The sequence below is a fragment of the Agromyces atrinae genome (assembly GCF_013407835.1).
GTDB classification, from domain to species: Bacteria; Actinomycetota; Actinomycetes; order Actinomycetales; family Microbacteriaceae; genus Agromyces; species Agromyces atrinae.
The window spans coordinates 1,316,418-1,331,124 of sequence record NZ_JACCBI010000001.1; the positions used below are offsets into that span (position 1 = coordinate 1,316,418).

14 protein-coding genes and 1 pseudogene are annotated in these 14,707 nt (G+C 70.4%); 6 read left to right on the forward strand and 9 right to left on the reverse strand.

The window, feature by feature from the left end; genetic code table 11:
• Positions 1-103: 103 nt before the first annotated feature.
• Genes BJ972_RS06325 through BJ972_RS06340 form a run of 4 tightly spaced genes read right to left on the reverse strand, consistent with a single transcriptional unit; the run spans position 104 to position 4,352 of the window.
• Entirely contained in the window at positions 104-1,135 is a 1,032-nt protein-coding gene (locus tag BJ972_RS06325; RefSeq protein WP_129172962.1) for a DUF8320 family protein, read from the reverse strand.
• Entirely contained in the window at positions 1,132-2,358 is a 1,227-nt protein-coding gene (locus tag BJ972_RS06330; RefSeq protein WP_129172963.1) for a sensor histidine kinase, read from the reverse strand. Before BJ972_RS06330 ends, BJ972_RS06325 begins: the two co-directional genes overlap by 4 nt.
• Positions 2,345-3,049: a response regulator transcription factor gene (locus tag BJ972_RS06335; RefSeq protein WP_129172964.1), complete on the reverse strand. Its 705-nt coding sequence runs from the start codon at positions 3,047-3,049 to the stop codon at positions 2,345-2,347. Before BJ972_RS06335 ends, BJ972_RS06330 begins: the two co-directional genes overlap by 14 nt.
• Positions 3,050-3,083: 34 nt before the next feature.
• Positions 3,084-4,352, reverse strand: coding sequence for a class I SAM-dependent RNA methyltransferase (locus BJ972_RS06340; RefSeq protein WP_129172965.1), 1,269 nt, complete (start codon positions 4,350-4,352; stop codon positions 3,084-3,086).
• A 33-nt stretch (positions 4,353-4,385) separates the two neighbouring features.
• Between BJ972_RS06340 and BJ972_RS06345 the strand changes: the two genes are divergently transcribed.
• The 4 genes from BJ972_RS06345 (at position 4,386) to BJ972_RS17785 (ending at position 7,724) form a co-directional block, all read left to right on the forward strand.
• Entirely contained in the window at positions 4,386-5,021 is a 636-nt protein-coding gene (locus BJ972_RS06345) for a Maf family protein (protein ID WP_129172966.1), read from the forward strand.
• Positions 5,022-5,108: 87 nt separating this feature from the next.
• A complete protein-coding gene (locus BJ972_RS06350; RefSeq protein WP_129172967.1) occupies positions 5,109-6,881 on the forward strand; it encodes an acetyl/propionyl/methylcrotonyl-CoA carboxylase subunit alpha in 1,773 nt (590 codons plus the stop codon).
• 49 nt (positions 6,882-6,930) lie between these two features.
• On the forward strand, positions 6,931-7,194 hold the full coding sequence (locus BJ972_RS06355; RefSeq protein WP_129172968.1) for a helix-turn-helix domain-containing protein: 264 nt from the start codon (positions 6,931-6,933) through the stop codon (positions 7,192-7,194).
• A gap of 212 nt (positions 7,195-7,406) precedes the next feature.
• Complete coding sequence (locus tag BJ972_RS17785; RefSeq protein WP_373366836.1) at positions 7,407-7,724, forward strand: DUF6907 domain-containing protein; 318 nt, start codon at positions 7,407-7,409, stop codon at positions 7,722-7,724.
• Positions 7,725-7,784: 60 nt separating this feature from the next.
• On the opposite strand, the pseudogene BJ972_RS06360 reads toward BJ972_RS17785, so the two are convergent.
• The 3 genes and pseudogenes from BJ972_RS06360 to BJ972_RS06370 form a co-directional block, all read right to left on the reverse strand.
• Positions 7,785-8,786 (reverse strand): annotated as a pseudogene (locus BJ972_RS06360) (bifunctional glycosyltransferase family 2/GtrA family protein); the annotation flags it as partial.
• A 5-nt stretch (positions 8,787-8,791) separates the two neighbouring features.
• Positions 8,792-9,760 (reverse strand): phosphodiester glycosidase family protein, encoded by a 969-nt coding sequence (locus BJ972_RS06365; protein WP_129172970.1) that lies wholly within the window; start codon positions 9,758-9,760, stop codon positions 8,792-8,794.
• Positions 9,761-9,849: 89 nt separating this feature from the next.
• The gene (locus BJ972_RS06370; protein ID WP_129172971.1) at positions 9,850-11,286 is read right to left on the reverse strand and encodes an NAD(P)H-quinone dehydrogenase; all 1,437 of its coding nucleotides are present in this window, start codon (positions 11,284-11,286) and stop codon (positions 9,850-9,852) included.
• Between the two features lie 99 nt (positions 11,287-11,385).
• Between BJ972_RS06370 and BJ972_RS06375 the strand changes: the two genes are divergently transcribed.
• Together BJ972_RS06375 and BJ972_RS06380 are read left to right on the forward strand one after the other, a co-directional pair.
• Positions 11,386-12,213, forward strand: coding sequence for a purine-nucleoside phosphorylase (locus tag BJ972_RS06375; RefSeq protein ID WP_129172972.1), 828 nt, complete (start codon positions 11,386-11,388; stop codon positions 12,211-12,213).
• A complete protein-coding gene (locus BJ972_RS06380; RefSeq protein WP_129172973.1) occupies positions 12,210-13,883 on the forward strand; it encodes a phospho-sugar mutase in 1,674 nt (557 codons plus the stop codon). Before BJ972_RS06375 ends, BJ972_RS06380 begins: the two co-directional genes overlap by 4 nt.
• 82 nt (positions 13,884-13,965) lie before the next feature.
• On the opposite strand, the gene BJ972_RS06385 is transcribed toward BJ972_RS06380, so the two are convergent.
• A complete protein-coding gene (locus BJ972_RS06385; RefSeq protein ID WP_129172974.1) occupies positions 13,966-14,250 on the reverse strand; it encodes a PTS sugar transporter subunit IIB in 285 nt (94 codons plus the stop codon).
• Entirely contained in the window at positions 14,247-14,699 is a 453-nt protein-coding gene (locus BJ972_RS06390) for a PTS sugar transporter subunit IIA (protein ID WP_129172975.1), read from the reverse strand. Before BJ972_RS06390 ends, BJ972_RS06385 begins: the two co-directional genes overlap by 4 nt.
• Positions 14,700-14,707: the final 8 nt, after the last annotated feature.

A 14,707-nucleotide genomic window follows, 5' to 3' on the forward strand; every position in this document is an offset into this window, starting at 1 on the left:
AGTTGCCGCTTTCGGCCCGTGTCGACCGCGCCGGACGGGCCATTCCTGGCAACTCGCGCTCGACGAGGCGCGCCGAGGCGCTGCGCCCGGCGAGGCCGCGCTGTCACCAACCGGCGGGGACGCTCCGCGGGATCTCGAGCCACAGCTCGACCTCATCCTCCGACTCGTCCTCGCCGAGCTCGCTCGCGGCGCCTCCGACGGGCTGTGTGAGCCCGACGACGGTCACGGCGACGTCCGAACCCTCGGGGGTCGTCCGGGCGATGATGCGGTCGGCCGTGCTCCCGGCGATGGCGACGGCGAGTCGCGCGAGCACGCGATCGCGCGTGATCTCGTCGAGGTCGTCGATGCCGCCCTCGTCGAGGAGCGTGACGATCGCTCCTCGGGAACGCGCACGCTGCACCTCGCGGCGCACACCGTCGTCGAGCAGCATGCGCCCGCGGATCTCGTCGCGGATCGCGGCTTCGAGCATGCGGCACTCGGCGCGCTGGGCATCGGTCAGGTTTCCGCCGCTCTCGCTGATGCGATGCAGCATCGGGGCCGCAATGCGGTTCGTCTGCGCCAGCCGGAACTGCCCCTCGAACACGTGCGCGTCCTGCGCGGCCTGCCACGCCGCCGTCTCGCGCTCCGCCCGGGCGAACTGACGGGCCTCGCGGGCGGCGTTCGCGAGCGCCCGCGTCAGCATGTGCGTGATGCCGACCCACACGATGCTGCCGACGACGCCGAGCGCTCCGAGGGCGGGGAAGCCGGCCCAGAAGATGGTCTGCACCGCGAGGGCCGCGACGCCCAGCCATGCGGCGAGCAGCTGACGCCGAGCAGCCGTGATGGTCATGAGCGTGCCGACGGCCGCCACGTACCACGTCGCGTAGCCGTTGTTGACGCTCGGGTCGAGCTGGCTCGTGACGAGCAGCGGCAGAGCGATCGAGACGGCGAGGTTGAACGCCGCGAGCCATCCGCTCATGCGCGTCGCGCTCCACGGCGAGAGGCTCAGCGCCGTGGCGACGACGTACAGCCCGAGCGCGACGAGGGGCGGCACGATCGACACCGGCAGGTTGATCGCGTAGAGCGCGAGCACGACGTGGTAGCTCGAGAACAAAGCGGCGAGCGCGAGCATGAGCCATCGGGGAACGGTGATCATGCGATCGCCTCCTCGGCGGGCCAGTGGATCGTAACGCTCGTGCCTTCACCCGGGGCCGAGCGGATGACGGTCGAACCGCCCGCGCTCTGCACGCGTTCGACGATCGACACGCGAAGCCCGAGGCGCGCCGACGGAACGTCGGCGGGGTCGAAGCCCCTTCCAGTGTCGACGATGCTCACGAGGCATCCCCCGCGTCGTTCGCCGCGGATGAGGAGCGAGCGGGAGACGCGGCCCGGCCCGGCGTGCTGCATGGAGTTCACCATCGCCTGCACGGTCGCCGAGTAGATCGCCTCGACGGCGTCGACCGGCAGCTCGACCCCGTCGACGCTCTCGACGTCGACCTCGAAGTCGGGGGCGAACGTCGCGAGAGCGGCGCTCACTCGGCGGACGAGCACCGGGAGAGGGGCGGTCTCGACCGTCTCGGCCGGCGCCGCGCCCGCTTCGTCGAGCCTGAGAATGGCGTCGCCCGCCATGCGCGACGCGAGCGCCTTCTGCTCGGGAGACTCGGCCGCCGCCGCGGAGAGGAGGGTCGTCAGCACGCTGTCGTGCACGAGCGCGTCGACACGCACCCTCTCGACCTCGCTCGCGTGCTGACGCACGGCGAGGTCGTATCGACGCAACGCGGCCTCCTGCGCGGCGTCCACGGCCGCTGAGGCCTGTCGGAGCATCGTGATGATGATGATGACGACGATGCCGAGGATGAAGGCGTAGAGACCGTCGAACACCGCGAGGATCGTCGAGGCGTTGCCGCCTTCGGGGCTGACCCTCACGATGCTGTAGGCGACAGGAACGAGGACCGCGTACGTAACCGCCCAGCGCAGGGAGAAAGCCACGCACGCCGCGGTCGTTGCGACGGTGCACAGAAAGTAGGGCCAAGGGATCTGACCGTCCAGCGCTTCAGGATTGACGACGATGAGGGGCCAGGTCACGATGACGGCGGCGTAGACCCCGGCGAACACGGCACTGACGATGCGTGCGCCGACGGCGATGACGCTCGTGACGGCGAGCACGAGGATCGTGCCGATGACGACCGCCGCGGTGACGATGGATGCCGCAGGGGCCATCGCGGGGATCTGATCGAGGAAGATCGGGACCGTCTGCGCACCGAAAACGAGACCGAAGAGTCCGAGTGCGCGAGCGGCGATCGTCTCGATCTGCGCGCTCGACACGGAGCTTCGCGGCCGGGGCACCTCGTGGCCGAGGTGCGTCTCAGTTCGCGTCATCTCCGGATTCGGGATCGAGGCCGGGGAGGATGCCGTCTTCGACCGCACGACGGAGGAGATCGACCTTCGTCGGGGCCGGGCGTCCGACCTCGACGTACTTCGTGCGGATGCGGTCGAGGTACTCGCGAGCGGTCGAGTGCGCGATGCCGAGCTGCATGGCGACGGCCTTGAGCGGGAGGCCGGAGGCATACAGGTGCAGCACGTCGCGTTCCCGTCGGCCGAGCTGCGCCTTCGCGAAGTCGCGGTCGGCGTCGATCGCGCTCGCCCACTCGAGGTTGTTGAGCACGTCGCCGCGCGCGACCGTGCCGATCGCCTGGAGCACCGTCGACATGGGAGCCGACTTCGGGATGACGCCGGCGGCTCCCGCGGCGAGCGCCTCGCGAACGCTCGCGACGCGGTCGGCGATCGAGTGCACGAGCACGACGGCCCCCGTGGCGAGCACGAGCTTGACGTTGTCGGTGACGAGCGACCCGTCGCCGAGCGACAGGTCGAGCACGACGACGTCGCACGGGCGACCGGCGAGTTCGCTCACGTAATCGGCGACCGTCGACGTATCGGTGACGACCTCGTAGCCCGCGGCGATGCATGCAGCACGCAGCCCGACGCGCACGGCCTCGTGGTCATCGACGATCGCGACGCGCGCGACGAACCCCGGCGCAGTCGATTGCGTCGGCTCTGAATCAGCGCTCACGTTCGCCTCCTGCGACCACCATAGCTTCGCGCGGTCATCGCGTGTCGACCAGTCTGGCGACGGCCTCGACGTGGTGGGTGTTCGGGAAGAGGTCGAAGGCGCGGATGTCGGCGAGTTCGTAGCCGTGCGCGCGGAGGAATCCGACGTCGCGGGCGAGGGCGACGGGGTCGCACGCGACGTAGACGAGTTGGCGCGGTGCGAGGGCGGCGAGCGCGTCGATGACCTCCCGACCCGCTCCCGACCGCGGCGGGTCGAGGACGACCGTCGCCGACCGCGTCCTGGCCCGCTCGGAGTGGTTGCCTGCGGCCTGGAGCTCTCGGACGTAACGGTCGACGCGAGCGGTGACGGCCCGTGCGCCGATCCACTCGGAGAGGTTCTGAGCGGCGTGATCGGTCGCGAGCGGATCGGATTCGACCGTCGTGATGCGGACCGTGTCGCCGAATCGGTCGCCGACGGCTGCGGCGAGGAGTCCCACCCCGCCGTAGAGGTCGAGGTTCGCGGCACGCGGATCGAAGAGGGCGGGGTCGATCGCGTCCTGGACGGCGCGGTAGAGGGTCTCGGCCGCACCGGAGTGCACCTGCCAGAAGCCGCCGCGTTCGAGCGAGAACGTGCGACCGGCGACCGACTCGGAGACGGTTCCGCGCTCGTAGGGCAGCGGGCGGCCTCGTCGATCGCTCTCGGCGACGAGGACGATGGCCTCCCCCGCGCTCGGCGCGATGACGTCGACGTGCGCGGCCCCGGCGAAGCGGGAGCGGAGCGGGGCGGCCTCGCGGACGCGCTCGGTGGCGAGCGGGAGGTCGTCGATGTCGACGACGTGGTGCGAACGCGCCGCGTACGGCCCCGGTCGGCCGTCGGCGTCGACCTGCAGTCGCACGCGCGTGCGCCAACCCGTTCCGGTCTGGTCGTCGGGCGCGTCGATCGTCGGAACGGCCTCGACGGCGACGTCGCGTTCGACGCCTCCCATGCGGGCGAGCGACTCGCCGAGCACCTGGGACTTGAGCGCGCGCTGACGTTCGAGTGCGATATGCCCGAACTCGGCGCCGCCGGCGCGTTCGGCCGGGTCGCGGTCGATCGACGCGGCATCCCAGACGTGCGCCTGCCGCTCGGGGGCGGCGTCGAGCACCTCGATCGTGTCCGCGCGCCAGAATCGGTCGTGCTTCGTCTCGGTCAGGCGAGCGCGCACTCGTTCACCCGGGAGTGTGTCGGTGACGAAGACCACCCGCCCGTCGTAGCGCGCGACGAAGATGCCGCCGTGGGCGACGGAGCCCACTTCGAGTTCGAGGACCTGCCCGGGTTCTGCCATCCTCCTAGCGTTGCACAGCGGCAGGATGGACGTATGCGCCTCTACCTCGCTTCGACGTCCCCCGCCCGGCTCACCCTCCTGCGCGCGGCGGGGATCGAACCCCGCACGATCGCGCCGGGAGTCGACGAGAGTGCGCTCGTGGCGGCGACCGAGGCGACCGAGGGACCGCTCGCTCCCGAGGCTCTCGTCCAGCTGCTCGCGCAGGCCAAGGCGGATGCCGTCGTGGGCGCCACCGTCGACGGCGATCCGATCGACGGATTCATCCTCGGCGGCGACTCGGCGTTCGTCGTCGACGGCGTCATCCACGGCAAGCCGCACGAGCCCCACATCGCGCGTGAGCGCTGGCTCGCCCAGCGCGGACGCAGCGGCGACCTCTGGTCGGGGCACTGGCTCATCGATCACCGCGGCGGCCGGGCGCGCGGCGCGATCGGACGCGCGGCGGTCGCGCGCGTCGAGTTCGCCGACGTCGACGACGCGGAGATCGACGCCTACGTGGCGACGGGCGAACCGCTCGCCGTCGCGGGCGCCTTCACCGTCGACAGCCTCGGCGGCCCGTTCATCAGGAACGTCGTCGGCGACCCGTCGACCGTCGTCGGGCTGTCCCTCTCGACGCTGCGTGAGCTCGTGCGCGAGTTCGACGTGACGTGGACCGACCTCTGGAACCGCTGAAAGTTGTGTCAGTCCGCCAATGATGTGCGGGTTTTTTAGGCGAGGCGCTCTCAGTAGCGCCGGGGGCGACCCATAAGCTTGGTGACTATGCCGCGTATCAGCAAGGTCCTCATCGCCAACCGTGGAGAGATCGCCGTACGCGTGATCCGCGCCGCCCGCGACAGCGGTATCGGCTCCGTCGCCGTCTACGCCGACCAGGACCGCGATGCCCGTCACGTGAAGCTCGCCGACGAGGCGTACGCGCTCGAGGGCACCACGAGCGCCGAGACCTACCTCGTCATCGACAAGATCCTCTCGATCGCACGCCGCTCGGGCGCCGATGCGATCCACCCCGGCTACGGCTTCCTCGCTGAGAACCCCGACTTCGCCCGCGCCGTGATCGGTGCGGGGCTCATCTGGATCGGCCCGTCGCCCGAGGCGATCGAGCGACTCGGAGACAAGGTCTCGGCCCGTCACGTCGCCGAGAAGGTCGGGGCGCCGCTCGCCCCGGGAACACTCAATCCGGTGTCCGGCGCCGACGAGGTGCTCGACTTCGTCGACGTGCACGGCCTGCCCGTCGCCATCAAGGCGGCCTTCGGCGGTGGCGGCCGCGGCCTCAAGGTCGCGCGCACGCGCGACGAGGTCCCCGAGCTCTTCGAGTCCGCCACGCGTGAGGCCGTCGCGGCCTTCGGCCGCGGCGAGTGCTTCGTCGAGAAGTACCTCGACCGCCCGCGTCACGTCGAGACCCAGTGCCTCGCCGATGCCCACGGCAACGTCGTCGTCGTGTCGACGCGCGACTGCTCGTTGCAGCGCCGGCACCAGAAGCTCGTCGAGGAGGCTCCTGCGCCGTTCCTCACGGACGACCAGAACCGCGCCCTGTACGACGCCTCGAAGGCCATCCTCCGCGAGGTCGGCTACGTCGGAGCGGGAACGTGCGAGTTCCTCATCGGGCAGGACGGGACGGTGTCGTTCCTCGAGGTCAACACGCGTCTCCAGGTCGAGCACCCCGTCTCGGAAGAGGTCACGGGCATCGACCTCGTCCGCGAGCAGTTCCGTCTCGCCGAGGGCGGCACGCTCGACTACGACGACCCGATCGCGACCGGCCACTCCATCGAGTTCCGCATCAACGGCGAAGACCCCGGCCGCGGCTTCCTCCCCGCCCCCGGTCCCGTGCACGCCATCCGTTTCCCGGGCGGCCCCGGCGTGCGCATCGACTCCGGCGTGACGACCGGCGACGAGATCTCGGGCGCGTTCGACTCGCTCCTCGCGAAGCTCGTCGTGACGGGCGCGACGCGCGAAGACGCCATCGAGCGCTCGCGGCGCGCCCTCGACGAGTTCGAGGTCAACGGCCTCCCGACCGTCCTGCCCTTCCACCGCGATGTGGTGCGGAACGAAGCGTTCGCCCCGACCGACGGCGGCCCGTTCTCGATCTACACACGCTGGATCGAGACGGAGTACGACAACCGCCTCGAGCCGTGGTCGGGCGAGCTGTCCGACGTCCAGGGGCCCGCGGCACGGCAGAGCGTCGTGGTCGAGGTCGACGGGCGACGCATCGAGGTGACGATCCCGAAGAAGCTCGTCCCCGGCGTCACCGCCGAGAGCACGGCGGGCTCCGCGCCGCGCCGGCGTTCGGCCGGGCACGCCGTCGACACGGCGACGGGAGATGCCGTCACGGCGCCCATGCAGGCGACGATCGTGAAGGTCGCGGTCTCCGAGGGCGACACCGTCGTCAAGGGCGACCTCATCCTCGTGCTCGAGGCGATGAAGATGGAGCAGCCGCTCACGGCGCACAAGGACGGCGTCGTGTCGACGGTGAACGCCGTCGTCGGCGCGACGGTCTCGAGCGGTCACCTGCTGCTCACGATCACCGACTCCGAGTGACCATTTCCGTCTGGCCACCTTCAGATATCACGTAGTGGATGCTGTACTCATGAAGGAAGGCGTCTGGGAGCAGTATGCGACCGAACTCGGCTCACGGCTCCGTCAAGCACGGGCCGTACGCGGCCTGAGCCAGGAGCGCATCGCGCACGAAGCGGGTCTCGCGGCATTCACCTACCAGAAGCTCGAGAAGGGCGAATCCCGCCCGGGAGCACCGGCCAACCCGACGCTCCGCACACTCGTGTCGCTCGCCGCCGTGCTGGACGTCTCGCTCGCCGACCTCCTCCCCGACATCCCCGACGCGCTGACCGAGTAGTTCACGCTCACGCCACTCGCACCGACGGGGTGCAAACGCTTGTACCATCTATAAATGGTCATCTGCACTGGAGGCGCGCTCGTCGAGCTGTCGAGTGCGTCGCACGCCGTCGGCACGTGCGCGTGTCGGTGGCTCCTGATGTACTCGACTCGTCGTGCCGACCGATCCGAGGAGGACAGATCGTGAGCGCGCAGAACCCGCAGTCGGCCGATGTGACGTGCCCGCCGTGGTGCACCCGTGAGCACGGGCCGCGCTGGCACGACGAAGACATCGTCCACTACTCAGCTCCAGTGGAGCTCGGTCGGCCCGGCGGTGGCACGATGCCCGTCTCGGGCACGTCGGTCGTCGCCGGCGCGCCCACCCCCGGCGCCCAGGCGGTCCTTCGGCGTCGTGAGTCCGAGCGCACGACGTACGTCGAGCTCATCATCGACGACGAGCGTTCCGTCGTGCTCGATGTCGACGCGTTCGCGCACGCCGCCCGCGCGGCGCACGAGTGGATCACGACCGTCACGCGAGACGTCGACCGCTGACACGCGCTCGGCGCGCTCTCCCCCACCTGCCCCGTGGTCGCTGCTCGCGAACACGACGGTCCGCTGCGCACGATAGCTGACGAAGAACAACGACCCGTCGGCCACGATCTTCGCGATGACGAGCGGCACGCCGACGTCGGTGAGCGCCGTCAGGAATCCGAAGTTGGCCGCGAGGAGCAGCACGGCGAGACAGACGTACTGGATGGCCTGCGCGCGCAGACTGCCCCGGCGCGCGCCGAACACGAGGCCGCGGTTGACGGCGAAGTTGACGCTCGCGCTCACGAGGCGCGCCGCGACGACGGCGGACAGGAGCGGCCAGCCGAGCGCGGTGAGCGCGACGAGCGCCGCGGCATCGATCGCGAACGCCGCGACGGCGGAGACCACGAAGCGCGCGAGCGGGGCCGCCACCCGCAGCGAATCGCGGACGGGCCGGAAGTGCGAGGAGGCGTTCTGATCGAGATAGATGGTCGCGATGGGCACGTCCACCAGACGGATGCCCCGTCGACGGGCATCGAGCAGCACCCGGAACTCCCACTCGAAGCGCTCGCCGCGCACCTCGAGCACGGCGGTGATCGCTTCGACGGAATAGCCCCGGAGACCGGTCTGCGTGTCGGAGAGCGGCGTTCCGGCGACCGCGCCGAACACGACGGCGCTGGCCCGATTGCCCCAGCGGCTGCGACGAGGCACGTCGGGCCCGAAGCTCCGCGTGCCGAGCACGAGCGCGCCGGGCTCGCGCCGGAGACGATCGGCGATGCGCAGGATGTCGGCGACGGAGTGCTGCCCGTCGGCGTCGGCCGTGACCGCGAGCGCGTTCGGATCGAGCGACCGGGCGTGGGCGAGGGCCGTCTTGACCGCACGCCCCTTCCCGCGATTCTGGGCGGAGCGCAGCACTGTTGCCCCGAGTCGTCCGACCTCGGTGAACACGGCGTCGTAGGCGGAGCCCGAGCCGTCGTCGATGACGAGGACGCGGAGCGGTGATGATTCGCTCGCGGCATCCGTCAGCCCTCGGACGAGCGCGAGGAGACGGTCGTCGGGCTCGAGTGCCGGGATGACGATGAACATCGCGCTCACCACGCGAGGTAGAGGATGTCCGACGTGCCGCGCTCGGTTCCTCGGCCGAGCGGATCGTTGACGAGGGCGCCGTCGAAGTACATCGTCGACGAACCGCCGCCGTCGAGGTTGTAGGCGGTCGTCGCGCCGAGCCCGGCCATGATCTCGCCGAGCTCGGGCAGGGTCGCGCCGCGCGAGTATCCGGGGCTCCGGCCGTCGACGACGACGAACACGAGGTGGTTCTCGTCGATGACACCCACCGCCGTCCGCGGCTGCTCGCCCTGGATCGAGTGGTTTCCGGGGTTCGTGTCGACCTCGACATCCTCGATCCCGTCGACGACGGCGCCGTCCTCGACGATCGCCGGCCCGAACGACAGCGTGTTCCAGACGCCGTCCGCGAGGAGCTCGTCGGCCGAGGTCGTCGTCTCGTCGTACACCTCGACGCGGCCATCCGTGTAGAAGGCGAGTCCTTCGCGCGCGCCCTCGTCGCGGTAGACCACTCCGTTCCTGATGACGATGCCGGTATCGCGGAAGCCGTAGTAGTCGCCGTTGATGGCGAACACGGCGCCGACCGACTCGGCGATCGCCGACGGCGTCTCGATGATGTTCTCCCCGAACGAGTCCTTCGCGAAGGCGGAACGCAGTCGCGTGGCATCCGAGAGCGTCACCTCGGCGACGTAGTAGGTGAGCGTGTCGTCGGCCGTTCCCGTCGTCACCGTCGTGACGTCGACGCTCGTCGCGCCGTCGGTGTAGCTCGAGCCCGAGACGACGCCCTCCGTCGCCGAGTCCGGCTCGGCTTCCGCCCCCTCGCCCGTCGCGGCGAGACTCGCCTCGTACGCCGAGACGTCGGCGATCTCGACGTGCTCGATCAGGAACCGGTCAGCGGCCCACCACGCTCCCCCGCCGAGGAGCAGTGCGAGCGCGGCGCTCCCCGCGATGATGCCGGTGCGGACGGGGTGCTTTCTCCGTGTCGTCTTCTCGTTCATGACGACAGAGAATCGCGTCGCGCCGTGCGCGGTTCAGCAACCGACGATCACGCGCCTCTCAGCGCGCTGAGGGATGACTGTGAGGCCGGTTAGCGAACGATGTGCAGCGCACGTGCCGCGTCGGTGAGCGAACCCGAGAGCGACGGGTACACCGGGAAGGCCTCGGCGACCTGGTCGACGGTGAGTCGGTGCTCGACCGCAAGGGCGAGGGGAAGCACGAGCTCGCTCGCCTTTGGGGCGACGATGACGCCGCCGATGACGGTGCCCGATCCCGTGCGCGCGAAGAGCTTCACGAAACCGTCGCGCAGGCCCATCATCTTCGCGCGCGGGTTCGACGCGAGGGGCAGCTTGTAGATCTCGCCCTGCGCGATGCCGTCCTCGATCTGCTTCTGCGTCCACCCGACGGTCGCGATCTCGGGCTGCGTGAAGATGTTCGACGTGATGTTGCGCTCCGACGGCGGGTTCACGATGTCGCCCATCGCGTGGAATACCGCCGTGCGCCCCTGCATCGACGCGACCGACGCGAGAGGGATGTACGTCGTGCAATCACCTGCGGCGTAGATGTTCGGCATCGAGGTGCGTGCGACGCGGTTGACGCGGATGTGGCCGCTCTCGGAGAGCTGCACTCCGGCCTCTTCGAGGCCGATGCCGGCGGTGTTCGGCACCGAGCCGACGGCCATGAGGCAGTGGCTGCCCTCGACGGTGCGGCCGTCGGAGAGCGTCGCGATGACGCCCGTCTCGGTGCGGACGACCGACTCGGCGCGCGACTTCGCCATGACCTTCATGCCGTTGCGCTTGAAGACCTTCTCGATGACCGCGGCGGCGTCGGCGTCTTCGCCGGGCAGCACCTGATCGCGGCTCGAGATGAGCGTGACCTTCGATCCGAGGGCGCGGTAGGCCGAGGCGAATTCGGCGCCCGTCACACCGGAACCGACGACGATGAGGTGTTCGGGGATCGACTGCAGGTCGTAGAGCTGGGTCCAGGTGAGGATGCGCTCGCCGTCCGGAACGGCGCTCGAGAGGATGCGCGGCGACGCCCCCACGGCGACGACGATCGTGTCGGCCTCGATGCGGTCGAAGTCGGTGCCCGCCTCGCCGAAGGCGGTCGAGACGATGATGGCGTTGGTGCCGTCGAGACGACCGTCGGCCTGCACGAGACGCACGCCCGCGTCGATGAGGTTCGCGCGCATGTCCTCCGACTGCTGGCGCGCGAGCGCGAGGAGCCGCTTGTTGACGGCGGCGAGGTTGATGGCGACCTCGGGGCGCACGGCGTTGCCGGCTTCGCCGCGGGCGTAGAAGATGACGCCGAGGTCGGCCGCCTCCTTCACCGAGTTCGACGCCTCGGCGGTCGCGATGAGCGACTTCGACGGCACGACGTCGGTCAGCACCGCCGCGCCGCCGACTCCGACACGCTCGACGAGCGTGACCTCGGCTCCGAGCTGTGCTGCGGCGAGGGCGGCCTCGTATCCACCGGGCCCGCCTCCGAGGACAGCGATACGTTGCGTGCGCTCGAACTCATAGGCCATGAGTCCATTCTGTCGCAGCGTGAGCGGGCCCGACGACACTCGGGGTGCGCAGATGAGCAGAGAAGCCAGCATTCGGATGACGCTGGCTAAAGTGGTCGCATGTCTGACACGAACCCGCTCGACGACCGTTCCACCGATCCGTTCGAGATCGCCCGCATCGCCGCGGCCGAGATCGCGGAGGCGACCGGCGTCGACCACCACGACATCGCTCTCACCCTCGGCAGCGGGTGGGCCAAGGCCGCGGACCTCATCGGCGAGACGACGCACACCATCCCGGCATCCGACATCACGGGCTTCTCGAAGCCCGCCGTCGTCGGTCACGTCGGAACCCTCCGCAGCGTCCTCCTGCCGAGCGGCAAGCGCGCCCTCGTCATCGGAGCGCGCACGCACTACTACGAGGACCACGGCGTGCGCCGGGTCGTGCACTCCGTGCGCACGGCGGCGGCGACGGGCGCAAAGACCATGATCCTCACGAACGGCGCGGGCGGTATCAAGGATTACTGGACGCCGGGAACGCCCGTGCTCATCAGCGACCACATCAACCTCACCGCCGACTCTCCCCTCGAGGGCGCGACGTTCGTCGATCTGACCGACCTCTACTCGGCCCGCCTCCGCGCCCTCGCCTCGTCGATCGATCCGTCGCTCGACGAGGGCGTCTACGTGCAGTTCCGCGGCCCGCACTACGAGACCCCCGCCGAGGTGCAGATGGCGAAGACGATCGGCGGCCACATCGTGGGCATGTCGACGGCTCTCGAGGCCATCGCCGCACGCCAGGCTGGCATGGAGGTGCTCGGCATGTCGCTCATCACAAACCTCGCCGCCGGCATCCAGAAGACGCCGCTCAGCCACGCCGAGGTCATCGAGGCCGGTCAGCAGGCCGAACCCGTCATCAGCGCCCTCCTCGCACGGATCGTGGCCGAGCTGTGAGCGGCGACCTCCTCGAGCGCGCCGAGGCGTGGCTCGCGCAGGACCCCGACGCCGAGACGCAGGCCGAGCTCCGCACCCTCATCGACGAGGCGCGCGCGGGCGGGCAGAACGCCGTCGACGAGCTCCACGCCCGCTTCGATTCGCGTCTCGCCTTCGGCACGGCGGGACTCCGCGGTGAGATCGCCGCCGGCCCCAATCGCATGAACCGCGTGCTCGTCGGTCAGGCGGCCGCGGGTCTCGCCGCCTTCCTGCTCGGTCGCGAGAGCTCCCCGTCGGTCGTCATCGGCTACGACGGGCGGAAGAACTCGCGCGTCTTCGCCGAGGACTCGGCCGCCATCCTCGCGGGAGCGGGCGTTCGCGCCGTCCTCCTGCCGAGGCTCCTGCCGACGCCGGTGCTCGCTTTCGCCGTGCGGCACCTCGATGCGAGTGCGGGCGTCATGGTCACGGCGTCGCACAACCCGCCGAACGACAACGGCTACAAGGTTTACCTCGGCGGCGACGACGCCGGGGCGCAGATCGTTCCGCCGGTCGACTCGGAGATCGCCGCGCACATCCTCGCCGTCGCCGATGCGCACGCCTTCGACGAGCTGCCGAAGGCCGCGTTCGAGACCGCCGACGAGAGCGTCGTCTCGGCGTACATCGACGCGACCGCGGCCCTCGCTCCCGCGCCCTCCGCGCAGCCCCGCGTCGTCTACACGGCCATGCACGGAGTCGGCTGGCAGACCTTCGCGGCCGTCCTCGAGGCCGCCGGATTCGACACCCCGACCGTCGTCGCGGAGCAGATCGAACCGGATGCCGCGTTCCCCACGGTCTCGTTCCCGAACCCGGAGGAGCCGGGTGCGATGGACCTCTCCCTCGAGCGTGCCGCCGCCGTGGGCGCCGACCTCATCATCGCGAACGACCCCGACGCCGACCGGCTCGCCATCGCCATCCCCGACGGGGACGGCTTCCGCCAGCTCACGGGCAACGAGGTCGGCGGCCTGCTCGGTTGGCGCGCCGCTGAGGTTGCCGCACAGGCCGCGAGCGGCGACGAAGCGGCCGAGGGCACCCTCGCGTGCTCGATCGTGTCGTCTCCCGCCCTCGGAGCCATCGCGCGCGACTACGGGCTCGGCTACGAGGAGACCCTCACGGGATTCAAGTGGATCTCGCGCGCGGGCGGCCTCATCTTCGGATTCGAGGAAGCGCTCGGCTACCTCGTGAACCCCGCCACGGTGCGCGACAAGGACGGCATCTCGGCCGCACTCGCGTTCCTCTCGCTCGCCGCCGAGCTCGCGGCGTCCGGTCGGACGATCGCCGACCACCTCGATGCGTTCAGCGAACGATTCGGGCACTTCGCCTCGGGCCAGGTCTCGCTGCGGTTCAGCGACCCGTCGGAGCGGGCCGCCCTCATGACACGCCTCCGCGACGAGCCGCCCGCCGTCGTGGGCACGATCCGCGTCGAGCGCATCGACGATCTCTCCGAGGGCTTCGAGGGGCTCCCCCCGAGCGACACCCTGCGGCTCCACCTCGAGGGCGGTGCGCGAGTCATGGTGCGCCCGAGCGGCACCGAGCCGAAGCTCAAGATCTACATCGACGCCCACGCCGACACGGGAACCCTCTCCGAGCGGCGCGCGGCCGCCGAGGCCACCGTCGCCGAACTCGATCGGGGGATGCGGGCGCTCACCGCGTGACCGAGCCGGGCGTCGGTCACATCCGGCGCCCGCTCAGCTCTCGTGAACGCCGCGCGCTCAGCTCTTTGTGATGCGCGCTCGCTCAGCCGAGCGAGGTCTGGAGCTTGCCCGCGATCTCGTCGACGTCGAAGTAGTTCTGCACGACGACGATCTCGGCGAAGTTCCGGCCGATCGCCGCGCGCACCTGATCGGCGAGCTCGGTCGAGGTGAGGATCACCTGGGCATCGGCTGCCGCGGTGCTCACGCTCGCGAGATCGCTCGCCGAGACATCCGCCTCGAGGCCGAGCCGCTCGAGCGCGCGCTGGGCGTTCACCTGCAGGATCGCCGATGTTCCGATGCCGGCGCCGCAGACGGCGACGATCCTCATGCGTCGGCCTCGTAGCCGAGAAGGGCGCGAACCGCTGCCGGTGTCTGCGCCTCCGCGATGCGGCCGATGATGGCTTCGTCGTTGAACACGTTCGCGAGCTCCGCGACCGACGCGACGTGCTCCTCGGCGCTCGTCACGGCGAGTCCCAGCACGACCGAGACGGGGTCGTTGTGCGGGTGGCCGAAGGGAACCGGGTTCGCGAGCGTCACGACGCTGAGGCCTTCGGCGAGGACGTCGGGGCCGGGCCGGGCGTGCGCGAGCGCGAGGCCCGGAGCGATGACGACGTAGGCGCCGAACTCTTCGATCACGCCGATCATGCGCTCGGAGTACTCGGGCTTCGTCGCGCCCGACACCGTGAGCGCGTTGCCCGCGGCACGGACGGCTTCACGCCAGTCGGCGGCATCGGCCTGGAGGGCGATCGCCGGGGTGGCGAGCGGCGGCAACGGCATCCGTGGCC